The 16,330-nt window shown below is 64.2% G+C and carries 17 protein-coding genes; 15 read left to right on the top strand and 2 right to left on the bottom strand.

The window, feature by feature from the left end:
• Positions 1-21 precede the first annotated feature (21 nt).
• From ACGFZQ_RS40510 to ACGFZQ_RS40500, 3 genes are all read left to right on the top strand, one after another.
• On the top strand, positions 22-462 hold the full coding sequence (locus ACGFZQ_RS40510; protein ID WP_393844626.1) for a hypothetical protein: 441 nt from the start codon (positions 22-24) through the stop codon (positions 460-462).
• Between the two features lie 649 nt (positions 463-1,111).
• Positions 1,112-2,227 carry a hypothetical protein gene (locus tag ACGFZQ_RS40505; protein ID WP_393844625.1) on the top strand — a complete coding sequence of 372 codons (1,116 nt, stop codon included), beginning with the start codon at positions 1,112-1,114 and terminating at the stop codon, positions 2,225-2,227.
• On the top strand, positions 2,224-2,583 hold the full coding sequence (locus tag ACGFZQ_RS40500; protein ID WP_393844624.1) for an ASCH domain-containing protein: 360 nt from the start codon (positions 2,224-2,226) through the stop codon (positions 2,581-2,583). The genes ACGFZQ_RS40505 and ACGFZQ_RS40500 overlap by 4 nt, the downstream gene beginning before the upstream one ends.
• Positions 2,584-4,240: 1,657 nt before the next feature.
• On the opposite strand, the gene ACGFZQ_RS40495 is transcribed toward ACGFZQ_RS40500, so the two are convergent.
• Positions 4,241-4,741 carry an SCO5717 family growth-regulating ATPase gene (locus ACGFZQ_RS40495; protein ID WP_393844623.1) on the bottom strand — a complete coding sequence of 167 codons (501 nt, stop codon included), beginning with the start codon at positions 4,739-4,741 and terminating at the stop codon, positions 4,241-4,243.
• A gap of 169 nt (positions 4,742-4,910) precedes the next feature.
• Here ACGFZQ_RS40495 and ACGFZQ_RS40490 point away from each other — a divergent pair, with 169 nt between their 5' ends.
• The 8 genes from ACGFZQ_RS40490 to ACGFZQ_RS40455 all read left to right on the top strand — a co-directional run bounded on the left by ACGFZQ_RS40490 (position 4,911) and on the right by ACGFZQ_RS40455 (position 10,905).
• A complete protein-coding gene (locus ACGFZQ_RS40490; protein ID WP_393844622.1) occupies positions 4,911-5,270 on the top strand; it encodes a hypothetical protein in 360 nt (119 codons plus the stop codon).
• Positions 5,267-5,479 (top strand): hypothetical protein, encoded by a 213-nt coding sequence (locus ACGFZQ_RS40485; protein ID WP_393844621.1) that lies wholly within the window; start codon positions 5,267-5,269, stop codon positions 5,477-5,479. Before ACGFZQ_RS40490 ends, ACGFZQ_RS40485 begins: the two co-directional genes overlap by 4 nt.
• Positions 5,476-6,897, top strand: coding sequence for a cell division protein FtsK (locus tag ACGFZQ_RS40480; protein WP_393844620.1), 1,422 nt, complete (start codon positions 5,476-5,478; stop codon positions 6,895-6,897). Before ACGFZQ_RS40485 ends, ACGFZQ_RS40480 begins: the two co-directional genes overlap by 4 nt.
• A 52-nt stretch (positions 6,898-6,949) precedes the next feature.
• The gene (locus ACGFZQ_RS40475) at positions 6,950-7,678 is read left to right on the top strand and encodes a DUF2637 domain-containing protein (protein WP_393844619.1); all 729 of its coding nucleotides are present in this window, start codon (positions 6,950-6,952) and stop codon (positions 7,676-7,678) included.
• A 151-nt stretch (positions 7,679-7,829) separates the two neighbouring features.
• Positions 7,830-9,314 (top strand): replication initiator, encoded by a 1,485-nt coding sequence (locus tag ACGFZQ_RS40470; protein ID WP_393844618.1) that lies wholly within the window; start codon positions 7,830-7,832, stop codon positions 9,312-9,314.
• Complete coding sequence (locus ACGFZQ_RS40465; RefSeq protein WP_393844617.1) at positions 9,311-9,517, top strand: helix-turn-helix transcriptional regulator; 207 nt, start codon at positions 9,311-9,313, stop codon at positions 9,515-9,517. The genes ACGFZQ_RS40470 and ACGFZQ_RS40465 overlap by 4 nt, the downstream gene beginning before the upstream one ends.
• Positions 9,511-10,590, top strand: coding sequence for a site-specific integrase (locus ACGFZQ_RS40460; protein ID WP_393844616.1), 1,080 nt, complete (start codon positions 9,511-9,513; stop codon positions 10,588-10,590). Before ACGFZQ_RS40465 ends, ACGFZQ_RS40460 begins: the two co-directional genes overlap by 7 nt.
• Before the next feature lie 123 nt (positions 10,591-10,713).
• A complete protein-coding gene (locus ACGFZQ_RS40455) occupies positions 10,714-10,905 on the top strand; it encodes a hypothetical protein (protein ID WP_393844615.1) in 192 nt (63 codons plus the stop codon).
• A gap of 106 nt (positions 10,906-11,011) precedes the next feature.
• Here the strand turns inward: ACGFZQ_RS40455 and ACGFZQ_RS40450 are convergent, their stop codons facing one another.
• Positions 11,012-11,650, bottom strand: a complete 639-nt coding sequence (locus tag ACGFZQ_RS40450; protein WP_393844614.1) for a C39 family peptidase — start codon at positions 11,648-11,650, stop codon at positions 11,012-11,014.
• Between the two features lie 587 nt (positions 11,651-12,237).
• Here ACGFZQ_RS40450 and alr point away from each other — a divergent pair.
• The 4 genes from alr (at position 12,238) to ectA (ending at position 16,145) form a co-directional block, all read left to right on the top strand.
• Complete coding sequence (gene alr, locus ACGFZQ_RS40445; protein ID WP_393844613.1) at positions 12,238-13,278, top strand: alanine racemase; 1,041 nt, start codon at positions 12,238-12,240, stop codon at positions 13,276-13,278.
• A 40-nt stretch (positions 13,279-13,318) separates the two neighbouring features.
• Positions 13,319-14,251 (top strand): ATP-grasp domain-containing protein, encoded by a 933-nt coding sequence (locus ACGFZQ_RS40440; protein WP_393844612.1) that lies wholly within the window; start codon positions 13,319-13,321, stop codon positions 14,249-14,251.
• A 130-nt stretch (positions 14,252-14,381) separates the two neighbouring features.
• A complete protein-coding gene (locus ACGFZQ_RS40435) occupies positions 14,382-15,569 on the top strand; it encodes an MDR family MFS transporter (RefSeq protein WP_393844611.1) in 1,188 nt (395 codons plus the stop codon).
• Positions 15,570-15,665: 96 nt separating this feature from the next.
• Positions 15,666-16,145: a diaminobutyrate acetyltransferase gene (gene ectA / locus ACGFZQ_RS40430; protein ID WP_393844610.1), complete on the top strand. Its 480-nt coding sequence runs from the start codon at positions 15,666-15,668 to the stop codon at positions 16,143-16,145.
• Positions 16,146-16,330: the final 185 nt, after the last annotated feature.

Here is a 16,330-nt window from a genome sequence, read left to right as displayed (position 1 = left end):
AGATCTTCATAGCTTCGAGGCATGGCTGAACAGACCTCGAAGCAACTTCCGGCGCGGGGCGCCGAGTTAATCCCTGGCGCCCCGTTTCATCCTCGCCTTGGCGACCTTGCTCTCGACCTCGCCAAGGGCGGGAAGATCGGCGTGTGCGTCGCCCTGCCGAGCGACAGCTCCGCGTCGTACCAACTGCGCCCGCCTGGTGGTGGTGAGGAGTGGCGGGCCAGGTCCGACGGAAAGACCTTGCGCCCCGTGCCCGTCCCGGTCACGCATGCCACCCCCATGCAGCGGGACGCCGCCTACGACCATCGCGCGCAGCAGGCCGCGCTGCCGGTCACTGTGCACTACGAGGACGGCGGCGCCTGCGAGACGATGCTCGTGCTCACCCCGGCGCAAGTCGAGCTGTACTACAGCCAACTCGGTCGGCTCATCGAGGCGAGGGAATCGGCTCGGGAGCATGAGCGGTGACCCCGGCCGTGCTGATGCTCGCCCCACCGACCTCTGCACGGGCCCTCACGCGGCCTGCCGTCGCATTCCGCTGCGAAGCCACCGCCCATGACCTCAGTGGCTCCCGTGAAGTCCTGCTCGACACCTACCGCAGCCGTTCCCCACGCCTTGCTGCCCGGTGGCTGCGGGCTTCCGCGTACCGTTTCGCCCGGCTGCTGTCCCCAGACCTCGGTGCGGTGAGTCTCCGTAACGCACCGCTCATCCTCGCAGCGCCTGGACTCCCGCGTCCCGATGCGGAGTTGCGCGCCTGGGCCGACAGCGATCAGGCGTACGAGCAAGCGCTCATAGCCCTCGCCGAAGGCCGCGCGTTCGCGTTCACCGTGACGGACTACGACGCCCGATACTCCCTCCGCGTGTACCCGCTGCCAACTCGCCGGCCGCGCCTTCCGCAGCATCCCGACCTCGCCGGGTGCTCGCCTCATCTCCCGGCAGGGGCTGGCCGCCACCGACGTCCCCGCGGGCGTCGCCCGACCCGATGACTCCCGCCCCAACGCTTCTTCCGGTTCCCCCCGGCGCGGGGGCGGGTCCAACGCGCAACGCAGCTCTACCGCTGAACGCACACCCGTCGCTCTGCGGCGCAGTCCTGCCCATCTACCGAGGGGAAGACGCGGTGACCACCTACCCCGTATCGCCGAACACCGTGCTCGCCAACGCGCTCACACACGCCGAGGACCTGCTCAGGCCGCACATCACCAACGCGGCTCCGAAGCGCATCGTGTTCGTGGTGGGAACTCAGATCAACGGAGCCCCGCACGTCGGGACGTCCCTGGTGCAGTCGCTCACGTTCGCCACTGCGGCCCGGATTCGGGACAGGTTCGGCCTCCCGACCGAAGTCCAGTTCGGCGCCCTCGACAACGCCCCGTACGCCATCGTGACCGACAAGGAGACCGGGCACCGCTATCAGCGGGCTTACGCGCACGCCCTGGGCGAGGTCGGCATCGCTGACCAGGTCGACAAGCTGTACCGCCCACTGTTCACCGCTCTGTCCGAGCGCCTGAACGTGCCGTACTCCATCGAGACCTACAGCCAGCAGCAGGCGGGCGAGCACTTCCGCCGTACCTGGTTGCTCATGCTGCCCCGGTTGGAAGCCGCCCGCTGGTATCTGTCCCCGTCATCGGGCGTCCCGCACGTTCGCGTTCCGTGTCCCCGGCCTGGCTGCGGGTGGGCCGAGAAGTACGCCGAGCGCACCCACGTACGCGACGACGGCTTCGAGCGGGCAACCATCTCGGCCGAGTGTCTGCAGCATGGCGAGTACGAGGTCGTCATCGAGCCGACGAGCGGCGGCTACCTGGACCTCGCCACGCTCTACCGGAACCTCGTCAAGGAACTGGCCGTCACCGGAACGGTCGGCACCTTGCACGTCATGGTGAAGGGTGCCGACTGGATGCCCGGCTGCCTGCTCGTCGACGGTGCCCTACAGGCTGTCGGCCTCACCCGTGGACAGCTGACCGCGCGACTGTTCTGCCCCCAGGTGGTCACGGATACGGGTGCCAAGCTTTCCAAGTCCCTCATCCGGGAAGGCCGGGCCTCCCTGCCCGAAGGGGCAACCCCGTGGATGCTCGACACCCGAGAATGGCCGGGGTCGTTGACTGAGTACGTCGACCGCCTACTTGCCCTGACCGAGGTGTTACTCGCCGACCCTCGCCACTTCTTCCGCTCGTACTCGGCCGGTGAACTCTGCCGGCTCATGTCCACTGCAACAGCAAGGAGCGTTCCCGCCCGATGACGGAAACAGCCGCCGCACGCGTCCGCGAACTGAACCTCTACCGACGGTACTTCGACCTCGTCGCCGCCGGTCAGAAGTCGATCGAAGTGCGGGTGAAGTACCCCCACCTCGAAGACCTGGCCTCCGGAGACGTCATCCGCTTCCGCATCAAGGGCACGGACGAGACCTGCGACGTCCTGGTGAAGCGGGTCACGGAGTACAAGACGTTCGAGGAACTGCTCGACGGGGAGGGTCCGGCGAACGTCAACCCGGCCTCGTCCCGTGAGCAGCAGCTCGCCAACATCCGCGAGATTTACCCAGCGGAGAAGGAAGCGCTCGGCGCGCTCGCCATCGAAATCGAGCTGCTGCCCCAGTAGGCCCGCCGCACGGTCCTCGCTCCCCGAGGGGACAGCGGCTTCCTCGGCGCCCGCCGCTCGCCGCCCGTGCTATGAGCGGCGGGCGCCAACAACAAGAGACCGGACCACCCCTCAGCCTGGACAGCGATCTGGGGTGGTCCGGTCCTGGAATCCCTGGTCAGGACCCCGGTGCCTATGGTACCGGGGCGGTCGGCGTGCTCGAATTCGGGTGCGGCTGCAACCCCCGCTCCCCTTTGTTGAGTTGGAGAGGATCACTGTTGCGGTTCGGTCGGCGAAAACTCCCTTCAGACCTGAGCCACCGAAAGTCAGCCACGGCGGCGGGCGTGCCGAACGAGCACCCGTCACGTGTGTCTCCAGCAACCCCGTACTGACCTCAACCACGCTTCTTCCATGCGTCACGGGCCGCACCTCGATCTGGCCTGGGCGTAGCCGACGTGGCATGGCAATTGGGCGGTGCACGGATCTGCGGGACATGCGACTTGGAACGGAGCTCGGTTGGGTGGCGTGGTCTCGCTTGGTGAGCGTCGGCCTGGTCCTGGTGCTCGGAGTGGTCGGGTTGCTTCCTGGTCTGGCTGTACGCCTCGGCGATCCTGCGCGCTGAGCGGGTGGGGGCCGCCGGAGCGGTGGCGGAGACATGGAGCGGCGGCGGCCCATGGCCGCCCGCGCGCGCGGCCCGCCGTAGGCGGGCCGCCTTGATCCAGTAAAGAAACTCTGGACAGCTCCGCTGCCCTGGGCCCCTGGCCGGTCGTGCGGCCATGCACTGACCTCGGCTTCCCGACCGCTCGCCGGTTCCTTCGCCGCTTTAGGTCCGATAGATGCGCATCCGGACCCATTCGTTCCGGCGGTCGGCGGAATTTATCCACAGGCGGGGGATTGCAGGATGCCATTGCGAGCTTGGTCGGGGCTTACCAGGCCACCCCGTGACCGTTTCGTGACCTTGGTCGGGTGTTGGTGGTCGGTCTCGTGGTCGGTGGTGAGTGGTGGGCTGATTTTTGCCCGGCGACTGTCACACCGACTGCTTCTACGGCACCTGTAGCAAGCGAGGAGAGACGTCCGACTGGAGATGGAGAAGTGGCGTGGATCACAGAAGTGGGGGTCACACCGATGCGGATTTCGGCACCCCTATAGGCGATCCCCGATGGATCGAGCGGCGCAACATAGCACCGAAGTGCCGGTTACCCAAGCCGGCGATTCTCCGGACTATTGATGCTTCTGGCCGACGAATGGATGGACAAGTGACGTGAGCGCACGGAATCGCGCTTTCCCGTCCAGCGGGATGCAGCGGAATCCGAAGGACGGATTCTGCCCGCCCTGCGGGAGTGCAGTGCCGCGCGCCTCGTACGTGTCCGGTCTGGCATGTAGACCTAGCTCAACAGCCGCGATGACGGCTTGCCGAGCGACACGGGCAAGCCCTGATCCGGCGGAGGATGACCGCTGGGCAAGCCTTCGGACAAGCCCCCGGCGGTTGGCTGAACGCAACAACGGCACAGCAGTGAACGGGGAGACATGACCGAGCAGATACGCGACTCAGAAAGGGAGTTGATCGCCATTCACAGCCGGGAGGCGGCAGAGGTGGCCGCACTGGTCCGCGAAATGAGGGCCACGGTGGCAAGGCTCGGCCGTGAAGCGATGCAAATGCGACAGGAGGTCGCTCAGCTTAAGACTGCGGCGGCCAGGACGGCGGCGGTTGCTGGGCCTTCTTCAGGGCATCGACTTCCCGGCGCAATTCCTGGTGCTCCGCGCTGAGTGCTCGGATCTCGTCACGCAGGGAGGCGAGTAGTTCGATGAGGGAGGACCCGGCGGATTCGTTGTCGGGCTCCCCCTCCTCGACTTCTTCGTCCGGCTCTCCCTTGCCCTTCTTGGCCAGGTACCAGGCGGGCGCGTTGTAGTCGATGGTGAACTCGCCCGTGTGGTCGGCGACGTCGGCGACGAAACTGCCCCGGCCATGGATGGTGTAGATCAGCCCTTCGTCCCGCAGCACGTTCAGGGCACTTCTCGCGGTCATATTGGCTACGCCGAAGCGCTCTTGCAGCTCACGGACGGACGGCATCTGTTCGCCGGGCTTGAAGCGGCCTTGCTTGATGTCGCGCCGGAGCTCGTCGGCTGCGTGTTGATACGGCGGCCGGCGGTCCTGCTTCTTCTCTGGCGCGGGAGTCATGCCCCAAGGGTAGCGACTCCTAGCTCCCCTAGCACACCCCACTGACATAGCTGAACTGCGTCAGCTCCCACCTAGCTCACCCTCGTGACTTGATAGTGCTAGGTCAGCGAGGTTCTATAGATCACGCCCCGCCACCCGGCGGAGCACCTACCGAAAGGACGTAACACCCATGGCCCGTATCCGTGTTGGCCTGCTCCCCACCGCGTCGTTCATGGTCGGCACCCTGCCGGTGCCGAAGTACGCGGACGCCGAGAAGACCCAGTTCGCGACTGACCGTGAAACCGGCGCGAAGCTGATGACGATCACCCTCTTCTTCATGGAGGAGGACCGTGCCGAGGCGCTGAAGATCACCGTTCCGGAGACCGGTCTCCCCAACGGCCTCAAGCCGGGTCTGCCGGTCATGCCGGTGGAGCTGTTCGCCACCCCGTGGGCCCGGATCTTCAACGGCCAACTCTCGGACGGCATCGCCTACCGCGCCGACCGCCTGGACCTGGTCGGCGGCCCCGCCCCGGCTGCTGACGCGGCGTGAGCGGCACCTCTTTCCGGTTCGGCGCTGAGCGCAGCTACCCGCTGGCTCACGCCGGGCCGGACCCCCGGTTCACCGAGTCGCTCGTCAACTCGGTGGCGGCCGTGCTCGTCGGCTACGGCTATCCCCGCCTGGCGGCCGTCGAGGACTGGGCGGCCCTCGAATCGGCCCTCGCGGTCTTCCTCTACAACTCGCAGGAGATAGACGCATGAAGGACTTCAACGATCCGACAGGAGGGGCCTTCGGCTACGGCCTCCTGGTGGTCGCCGTGGCGCTGGCCGTGCTGGTGGGCTGGTCGGCGTGGTGGGTGGTCCGCTACGTGCGGGCCGATGCCATGACCCGGCAGTCCATCAGGCAGGCCGTGCGCGTGCGGCGGGGCTGGAAGCGGCTCGCGCCGATGCTGAAGCTGTCGGCCACGGACAAGACGCCCACCCCGATGGCGTCGCTGGCGAACACGGACGGCAAGCCCCTCAAGCCCCGCGTCCTGGTCCCGGTCCTGAAGGTCACGTACGACGCATACGGGGTGATCGCGCGGGCGACGTGCCTGCCCGGCGTGGGCCTGGAGCAGTTCCAGAAGGCGGCTCCGCACTTGGCCGACGCCTGGAGGTGCACGCGGGTGGCGGTCACCCAGGACAGGCCCGGACAGGTGATCATCCGTGGCGTGCGGCTCGATCCGCTGAAGTTCACCACCGAGCACCATCCCACGGGGGAGGTGCCGGAGGAGATCGCCCGGTGGGACCTGGGCTTGGACGAGTACGCACAGCCGGTTTCCGTCGACCTCACACAGGTGCCCGGCGTGACCGTGGCCGGCCTTCCCGGCTTCGGTAAGACCTCGCTCATCAACCGGCTGATCTGTGACTGGTCACCCTCGCCCGCAATCCAGTTCGCGTGCGCCGACGGCAAGGTGTCCACGGCCAGGGAAGGCGACTACGCCCACCTCGTGAAGCGGATGTTCGCCTTCGTCGGTGACGACCTCGAAGAGGCCAACGCCCTGTTCCGGCGGCTGGTGGAGCTGCGCCGCGCCCGTGTCTCGGCCGCGGAACGCATCCTCGGCGTGCAGAGCATGTGGGAGGTCGGGCCGTCCGAAGCGTGGCCGCTCGTCGTCGTGATCATCGACGAGGCGCACACCTACTTCCGCGACTACAAGGGCAGCGACCCGAAGACGAAGAAGCTCGCCGCCCTCGCCGCCGAGAACGCCCGGCTGGTGGAGGACCTGGTGAAGAAGGGCCGCAGCATGGGCATCCTCGTCATCCTCGCCACCCAGAAGTCCACCGGTGACGCCATCCCGACGTTCATCCGCGACGTGTGCCCCATCGGCCTGTCCTTCGCGCAGAAGACCGCCGAAGCTGCCGTCGCCGCGCTCGGTGAGGACATCCGAGAGTGGCCGGACGCCAACCCGATCAACCTCCAGGATCGTGCCTACGTCGGTGTCGCCTCCATGAACCACCAGTCGCAGCCCGGCTTCACCCGCATCCGAACGCCCTTCGTGTCCGGCAGGGACTCCTCCGACATCGCCGCCCGTACCGCACACCTCACCGCTGACCCGGCCGAGCTGCTCACCGCCGAGCTCCCCGGCGTCGAACTCGGCAAGTCCGGCCCGGACGACACCACTCCGCCCATGGCGGCCTGACCACCTGTCGAGCTTCCCCTCGTGGCTTCACCCGGAAAGGAGGTGAACACTCATGACTGAGGACCGGATTACTCAGCGCACCATCACCGCCGTGATGATCGTCATCGCCGCGCTGGCGTTCGTCTTCTCCTTCGGCAACGTCTGGGCCCTGGCCCTGCGTCTTGGCGTCCCCGCCCCGATCGCACCGCTCATCGCCCCCATGGTGGACCTGTCCGTGGTCGGCCTCCTGGTGGCCCTGCGCTACCTCTCTCTGCGCGGCGTCCCGGCCGAGCAGATGAAGTCGGTCACCCGGCTGATGCACTTCTCCGGGCTGCTGACCCTGGCCCTCAACATCGCCGAACCTGTGGTCGCTGGGCACTATGGCCGCGCTGCTGTCGACGCCGTGGCGCCCCTGCTCCTCCTCGGCTGGGGAGCCGTCGGGCCGCAGCTCCTGCGTGCCTTCCACGCGGTCACCTCCAACGCCACCGCCCCCACGGCTGCCAGAACGGAACCCGCCGAAGAGCCCGCCCCGGCCTCCGGCGAATCGGAACCCGCCTCGAAGCCCGTACCTCCGGCCCCCGTTCCGGCGCCTGCTCCCTCACAGCCCCACCCCGCCGCACCCGCCATGGCTCCCGCCCCGGCCGTGCCTGCGGTCAAGGTGCCTGAGCCGCTACTGACTGAAGCGCGCTCGATCGCCGCATCCCACCATGCCGAGCACGGAGAAACGATTACTCCAGCTCAGCTCAAGATGCGGCTCGGCATCGGCCTGCCCATGGCCACTGCGCTCCACGCCCGCCTGTAGAGCCGCGCTCTCCCCGCCGGCCTTCCCGGCCCCTTCCCCCTCGCCCGCCCCTGGGCCCGATCCGTCATGCCTGCGGGCAGCAGCCCGAGCGCACTGAATCGCTGCTGCCCGCAGGTCCCGCCATCGCGCCAGAAGGGAGACCCCGCCACCCATGCGCCGCCCCCTCGACCTGCGCCACGCCATCAGTCCCGGCCTGCGGGACCTGATCGAACTGGCCAACACCCACGACTTCGACCGCGTCACCGAACAGGTCCGCAACCTGCACGGCTGCACAAGCCCCGTCAACCTTCACGGCTGGACGGTCACCACCGACCCGACCACCAAGCAAGTGGTCCGCTCCTACCGCTCCGAAGACGAACCCTCCGGACGCCTGCTGACCACCTGCGGAAACCGCCGCGCCTCCCGCTGCCCCGCCTGCTCACGGGTCTACGCCGCCGACACCTACCACCTGATCAAGGCCGGACTGTCCGGCGGCAAGACCGTCGCGGAAACCGTCCGCGACCACCCCCGCGCCTTCGTCACCCTCACCGCCCCCTCGTTCGGCCCCGTCCACAACCGCCCCAGCACCGACGCGGGCAAGCCCCGGCCCTGTGCCTGCGGCCAGACCCACGCCGAAGATGCGCCGGAACTCGGCACTCCTCTGGACCCGGCCACGTACGACTACACCGGCGCCGTGCTCTGGAACGCGCACGCCGGACAGCTCTGGGCACGCTTCACCACCTACCTGCGCCGCGCCCTGGCCGAACACCTCGGCATGACACAGAAGGCGCTCAACGCTGCCCTGCGTGTCTCCTTCGCCAAGGTCGCCGAGTACCAAAAGCGCGGCCTGGTCCACTTCCACGCCGTGATCCGCTTCGACGGACCCGACGGCCACACCACCGAGCCCCCACCCTGGGCGACCTTCGACGCCCTGAGCGCCGCCGTGGGCCTGGCGGTCAAGCGTGCCCGGCTCACCGTCGAGTCCGACGCCATCGGCGAACGGGTCATCGCCTGGGGCCGCCGGTTCAAGGTCGACCCCATCACCGCCCTGGGCGACGGCGAACTCACCCACGCCCGCGTCGCCGAGTACACAGACGCCAAGGTCGCCGGATACGTCGCCAAGTACGCCACCAAGAACGCCGAAGGCACCGGCACCGTGGACCGCACCCTGATGTGCCGCCCCTGCCAGGGGCGGGGGTACGTACGCGGCCCCGACCGCTTCCACGACCGGTGCGCCGACTGCGACGGCACCGGACAGGCCGAACCCATCAAGTCCCTGCCCGTACAGCAGCACGTACGGCAGATGATCCGCACCGCCTGGGCCCTCGGCCACCTGCCGGAATTCGCCGAACTCAAGCTCTGGAAGTGGGCTCACATGCTCGGCTTCCGCGGCCATTTCTCCACCAAATCCCGCGCCTACTCCACCACCCTCGGCGCACTCCGCGACGTACGCCGCGTCTGGCGCCTCGCCCAGGCCGAAGCCGCCCGCGCCCGCGCCGGCCTCCCCACTACCGACGAGACCACCCTCGTCACCGCCTCCTCGTGGACCTACCTCAGCAGCGGCTACCGCCCCGGCGAAGAACTCCTCGCCGCCCAGGTCCGCCACGACATCGCCCATTCTCAACGCCTCAAGTCCGAAGGAGACCCCTGGCTGTGACCACTCCGACCAAGGCCGACAGGCAGACGCTGAAGCTGGGGGAGGCTCTCGCCGAGATCGGGGTGTCCCGTGCCGCCTTCTACCGCATGCGCGCGCGGGGCCAGGCGCCCAGGCACCTGAAACTCCCCAACGGTCAGATCCGCATACGTCGGACCGACCTCGACGCCTGGTTCGACTCCTGCGAGGTGCAGGAAGCGTGCTGACCTACGACGTACAGATCTGGGGCATCCGCAAGCGGCCCAACCGTGTGGCGGCCTATCAGCTCCGTTGGCGAGTGGGCCCACGGCCCTTCTCCAAGAGCTACAAGATCAAGGCTCAGGCCGACGGTCGGCGCTCGGAGCTGCTGGCCGCTTTGCGTAACCGCGAGCAGTTCGACACCGAAACCGGCCTGCCCGCCTCGGAAGTGCAAGCACTCAACTCCACCACCTGGTACGCCCACACGCGCGCCTATGCGGAGATGAAGTGGCCCGGCGCCTCGGCCAAGCACCGTGCGAGCATCGCTGACACACTGGCCACCATCACGCCGAAGCTGGTCAAGGACAACCGTGGGGCCCCCGCTCCCAAGGTGCTCCGCATCGCGCTCTACTCGTGGGTCTACCGCTTCGTTCTCGGCGACGACGGGACGCTGAAGCCCCGCATCGACGTTGAGGAACCTCCCGCCGACGTGGTGTCGGCGCTGGACTGGATCAGCCGGAAGTCCGTCGACATCACCGCGCTCAACACGCCCTCGGTGGTGCGTACCGCGCTCGACGCCCTGAAGCTGAAGCAGGACGGCACGGCCGCTGCCGAGAACACGGTGAATCGCAAGCGAACGGTCTTCAGCAACTGCCTCCGGTACGCGGTGGAACGGGAGTTGCTGGCGACCCTGCCCCTCGACAAGGTCGACTGGACCCCGCCCGAAACTGACGACGAGATCGACTTTCGGTTCGTCCCCGGCCCCAAGCTGGCGAAGGCGCTGATCGACGCTGTAGGCGAGCAAGGGGCACGCGGACGCCACCTGATGGCGTTCTTCGGCTGCCTCTACTACGCGGCCAACCGCCCTGGGGAGGCGGCCAATCTCCGGGAAGAAGACTTCACTTTGCCCGAAGAGGGCTGGGGAGAAGTGCTGCTGTCCACGAGCACGCCCCGCGTCGGCTCCGGGTGGACCGACACGGGCGAGTCGTTCGATATGCGCGGCCTGAAGAAGCGGGCGCGCAAGGCGACCCGGCCCGTGCCGATTCCCCCCGTCCTCGTGCGCCTGGTCCGCGAGCACATCAAGGAGTTCGGCGCCGCTTAAGACGGCCGGCTGTTCCGTGCGGCCCAGGGCGGCGGCCTACTGTCCAAGGAGTACGGGGAGGTTTGGAAGACGGCTCGACTCGCAGTGCTGACCGAATCTGAAGCGGCTTCCATCCTGGCTGACGTGCCCTACTCCCTGCGCCACGCGGGCGTCTCACTCTGGCTTGCGTCCGGCGTCTCCCCGGCCGAAGTTGCACGCCGGGCCGGACACAGCATCGCGGTTCTGTTCCGGTTCTATGCCAAGGCGATTCACCGCAACCAGCAGCGCTCGAACGAACAGATCGAGCGGGCCTTGGAGGCAGCAGAGGAGGAGTAGACGAGCCCCAGCGCTGCACACCGGCCATCGGCAAGCCATGAACCCGCCCTCTGCTCCACTTTGAGCAGAGGGCGGCACTTTGCTGTCTGCTACACGCCTGCGGCGATCAGCTGGGCCCCTCAGGTTTGCCCAGTACCACACCGCGATCGGCATAGAAACGGTCGAACTCACTCCAGGTCACCCGAGCAAACTCCTGAGATACTCCATGGAAGCCAGACGGGTTATGGATGATCAAGTGATTCGCCGTAGCTCCGACAGCCAGAACGAGGTGCCCGCCCTTCCTCAACGGCACTACGTGCGGTTCCCGAATGGACGGATGTACCGACAACATCAGCAGGTTTCCAGAGGCGAGGAGAGCCGGAATTTCGCCTGCCGCCATCTGGGGACGCGACTCCGCACAGATTCCCCAGCGACTGGTGGCGTACTCGGCAAACGGTGCGTAAATCAACCCGTCTAGCCCGTCCACGCGTTTGACGTACGCTCCAGCCTCAACGCACTCAGTGGCAACTTCAAGAGGCGTGGGGGCGATATTTAACCAGTACTTGAGTGCCATACGAAGGCAGGCAACCCCGCACAATCTCCAGGACCACCACTCGTACTCCTCAGGAGTCTCCGCCCCGTATTCGGCCCACAGCGGGTCGTCCGCTGCCTGAAGCATACCGGTAACAATCTCGCGCACCAGTCGATGCGAAGCCCACTGCGCGAAGTAGGGGACGGGATGAATGATCACAGAGCCATCGGTCACAGCCCCTCAGTGTGCCCCAGTTGCGGAGCGCCTTGTCAAACTCTTCAGCACTCCTCGTGACCTGGCCCTCGAGTCGCAGACAGGATCGCGCCGCCTCGTGGCCACGTTTCAGCCTCACCCAGAAGGCAGCTGCCCCCAGCCGGACCAGTTCCCCCACCTGGCCATCAATCCCCCGCAAGTCAGATTTCCCGCCCAATAAGTGCACGTGTCCAAGCAGTAACCAGCCAAGCCGCTCCCCCTATCAGCCCCGTGGCCAATATGCACCATTTGAGAGTCAGACACTCTGGCGCCATCACACATCGTCACCGTAGCCGCAGGTAAGAGTGAGGGAGAGAGGCGTTCGGATACAAAAACGGGCTATTCAACCTGTTCCGTAGGGGCGATAGCGGCAACCGATCACTTTGAGACGCGCGTGATCGTGCCCCTTGCATCTAAGTGGATGCCAGACTCAAGATTGTCATCGCTTCTTATGCGGCAGCCCACGCCTGCCGCGCCTTCATGAAACGTTGCAGAGGGCTACCGAGGAACCGTATTCCTTCTTAACTGAAGAGGTGCCGGCAGCAAGAGCAACAAGAACGGGGGTGTAAATGCACAGGAGCGAAATAACTCTTGACCTGGCCGCAATAAGGCACAACACGCAGTACGTCACCAAAATAGTCGATGGTGCGGAACTGTGGGCTGTACTTAAGGCAGATGCGTACGGGCACGGCGCTATCCCAGCAGCCAAAGCAGTACTTGAGGGAGGCGCCCAAGCACTTTGCGTCGCAACTCTTGAAGAAGGTTTGACGTTGCGAACAAAATTCCCGCAGGCGCGCGTCATAATACTCGGCCCGATAAGCCCTCAAACCATTCCCGTGGCGCATGATGCACGCTTGGAATGTGTCGCATATGACAGCGCAAGCCTCAAAGCATTATCCAACTCTGTTCGGTTTCACATCAAAATCAACCTAGGATTGAACAGATACGGCTTTGAGGATATTCCTACAGAGTTGACAAGGGAGCCAACCGGGGTTTTCGGTCAATTTTCCCACGCGCACGCAGATCTGAATATTACCGCAAGACAACTTGAGCGGTTTCTGGACATCTGCTCGATGGTGCCAAATGTGACGCGCCATGTGTGCAATAGCTCGGCAGCGCTACGCATTCCCGAGGCGCATCTGGACGCTGTTAGATCAGGAAGTGCCCTGCTTGGGCTATCCCTGATCGATGATCAGTCGGTCAGGATCCATTTAAAGCCTGCACTCAGGTGGGTCAGCTACATCGCACAGGTGAGGAATCTTCCGCAGGGAGCCAGCGTTGGCTATGAGGCTTCTTATAGAGCCGCATCTCCAATGGTCATGGGAGTCGTCCCTGTCGGTTATGGAGACGGGTTTAGTGCCCGCTTATCAGGCACGACTGTACTTGTGGGTGAGGAACGAGTACGAGTTATTGGCTCGGTATCCATGGATGCAATTACGGTCGCTCTCCCGAAGAGAGTGCCGACTGGTACACCAGTCGTCATCGTCGGCGATGACCTTCCTTTCGAGACGCACGTCCGGTTCGCCGGCATGGCCAACTGGGAGCTGTGCACCGGCCTGTCGAGCGATCCGCGGCGAGTGCAACGAAGAATAATTAACGAGAACGTCTAATCTCCCGTTTCAGCAAAGATAAAGAGGATGGAGTTCACGCATGCGTATCGCCATTTTGGCCGGAGGTCCCAGCCCTGAAGGCCAGGGTTCATTCTTGTCGGCCGAAGAAGCCGGGAGGGCGCTGAAAGAGCTCGGCCACAGTGCGGAGCTCGTTGACATGGCGGAGCCAGCATTCTGGACACGCGTAACGACGTACGATGCAGCCTTCATCGCTGGGCACGGCTGGTACGCCGAGGACGGCAAGCTCCAGGGGCTTCTAGAGGTTCTGGGAGTCCCCTATACCGGTTCCGGCGTATTAGCTAGTTCTGTAGGAATGCATAAGCCTACGTTCAAGAACCTCATGGTCGCTGAAGGTATCAACACTCTCCCCTGGGCACCTGTGAGCAGGGGGGCCACGTCAGAGACCATCTCGCAAGTAACGACGAAACTCGGCCTTCCTCTATTCGTAAAGCCGGCATCCAACGGAGAAAGCTTTGAAGCGGGCATCGTCAGGTCGGACGAAGATTTCGAAAAACTCCTCTCCGCGGAGAGTGAGTACAGCTCTCAAGAATTCATCGCGGAGCCATTTATCGAAAGCAACACCCTCACTGTAGCCGTCCTTGAGATCAACGGTACGGTCAAGCCGCTTCCGGTTCTGGAAGCCATATCCCTAAACGAGTTCTATGATAGTGAGGCGAAGCAGGACCCCAGTCTTCATGAATACCGATGCCCGGCGCCACTTCCAGATTTTCTGACTGAGCGTATACAGGAGCTGGCCGTCAGGGTGTTCACAGTTTGCGGATGCCGCGGAGTGGCTCGTGTCGACTTCATGTTGTCCGAAGGCCGCCCCGTTGTCCTTGAAGTCAACACGGTGCCTGGTCTGACCCTCCAAGGGAACCTTGCCGCGATGGCCGATGCATCGGGCATGGGGTACAAGAGGGTCATTGAGATAATGTTGCAGAGCGCATTTGATCGGCCTTCATATTGCCCGTAAGGGCCGATGCGAATACTGCGAGGGCTGTCCATCGCAGGTTCACTATCAGCACGGCAGCCCTCGCACCAGGAAGTGATCACGCTCAGTGAATGCAAACAGGCCCCGTACAGCGTCGCTTGGCCGAAAAGGCGTGACTCAGCTCAAAAAGCTGGTGGGCGGATTCAATCGTTCATTCTGGAGTGTTTGCGCCGCCCTGTTCACGAATCAGCTCGGCGCCATGGTTTTAACCTATCTAGGTTATTACCTGATCCAGGAGCAAGGACTTTCAGTCGCAACGTCAGGAACCATTCTGACTGTATCGGGCATTGGAGGTGTCGTCTGCCAGTGGGTGGGCGGGATTCTTGTCGACCGCCTAGGGTATCGGTCCGTAATGGCGGGCAGTATGTCGCTGACGGGCTTCGCTCTTCTCTTGCTGGGCGCCTCAGACGAACTAGCAATTATTGCAGTTTGCACATTCCTTGTTGGCGCTACGGCGGAGATGTACCGGCCGGCAGTGTCAGCCATGGTAGCTCACCGATTTTCGCCCCAAGAACTTCCACGCGCCTACAGTTTTGTATACTGGGCAGTAAACCTTGGATACGGCTGCTCAATGATCCTCGGCGGCATTCTGGTTCGCCACGGCTATTCTTCTCTGTTCTATGTGAACTCTGCCACTTGTATCGCCGCAGGAATTCTAGTCCGGTACTCGATTCCCAAAGAGAGTTCAGCACGGGAGAAAGCAGAAGACCCTGAGCTGGGAGGATTCTCCAGGGTGCTGCGCGATAGGCTTATGCTGGGCTACCTCGCAGTCACCCTGTGCTATGGAGTCGTCTTTCGTCAGGCAGGCACCACACTTCCCATTGCCATGGGGCTCGATGGCTTATCTCCGTCAATGTTCGGATTCATCATGGGGATCAATGCGGTAGTAATTGTTGTATTCCAACCACTATCTGTGCCGGTCGTGAGCCGCATGGACCCCAATCGAGTTCTGATCCTTGGAATAATCTTCTTAGGGGCGGGTTTTGGATTAACCTCTGCTGCATCCTCCGCGATCGAATACTCCGGCACTGTGATCATTTGGTCTCTGGGTGAAATTGCGGTGAGTTCCGTTAACCAGGCTATTGTGGCAGCACTGGCCCCACCTCACCTGCGCGGGCGCTATTACGGCCTATATGGAATGGTTTGGGCAACCGCAATGCTGTTGGCACCTCTACTCGGCACCCGTCTTCTTGAGCATGGACCCCAATTGCTCTGGAGTATTTGTGCCGGGTTGTGCGTGGTAGCAGTCTCCGGTCATCTGTTCATGGCTCCACGAATCCGAAGCAGGGAATCCAACTAACCGAACAATCGCATGAGAGAGTAGGGATCGACTGGAATGGATTTACCCTCGACGGTAGGTAGAGGCGATCAGTCAAGTCCACCACAGCGCATCACAATGGACTTGCCGAGGATAGTAGACGGAAAATTCCTCTGGCGCATCGCTCGTGACAGTGAACTTCTCGATCTGAACTCTCTGTACACCTATTTACTATGGTGTCGCGATTTCGCAAAAACTTCCCTCGTGGCGCGCGATAACGGCGGCACCCCGATCGCCTTTGTCACTGGCTACATCCGACCCGATCGCCCCGACACGCTCTTTGTGTGGCAGATCGCAGTCGACAGTGAGTACAGAGGCCGTGGGCTCGCCGGTGAGATTCTCGATGCCCTCACTGAACGTGTCGCCTCTACCCATGGGGTCAAGGCAGTTGAGGCAACAGTGACCCCTGACAACATTGCTTCTGACAAGCTCTTCACCTCGTACGCTCAGCGGCGACAGGCCACGCTGCACCGAATTGTGCTGTTCGACAGCAGTCTTTTCTCCGACAGCACGCATCAATCTGAGGTGCTGTACCGCATCACGCCGATCGCGACCTGAGACGGCCTTGGCACCTCGGACCGGGACAGGTCTGCCCACCCCGCAGACTTCAGCGCTTCCCCACCTTGTTGCACGATCCCACCAAACCCAGGAGTCTCAATGACGAAGTCAAGCCGCCTGCGTGACCGGTGGGGCGGAGGTGAAGACCCGTCCGTCACGCAGCAGCGCCCACAGCACGCTGGCCC

The organism is Streptomyces sp. NPDC048254 (genome assembly GCF_043201895.1).
In the GTDB taxonomy this organism is placed as follows: domain Bacteria; phylum Actinomycetota; class Actinomycetes; order Streptomycetales; family Streptomycetaceae; genus Streptomyces.
Note: the sequence above shows the minus strand (reverse complement) of the source record. Positions and strands in the feature narration are given on the sequence as shown.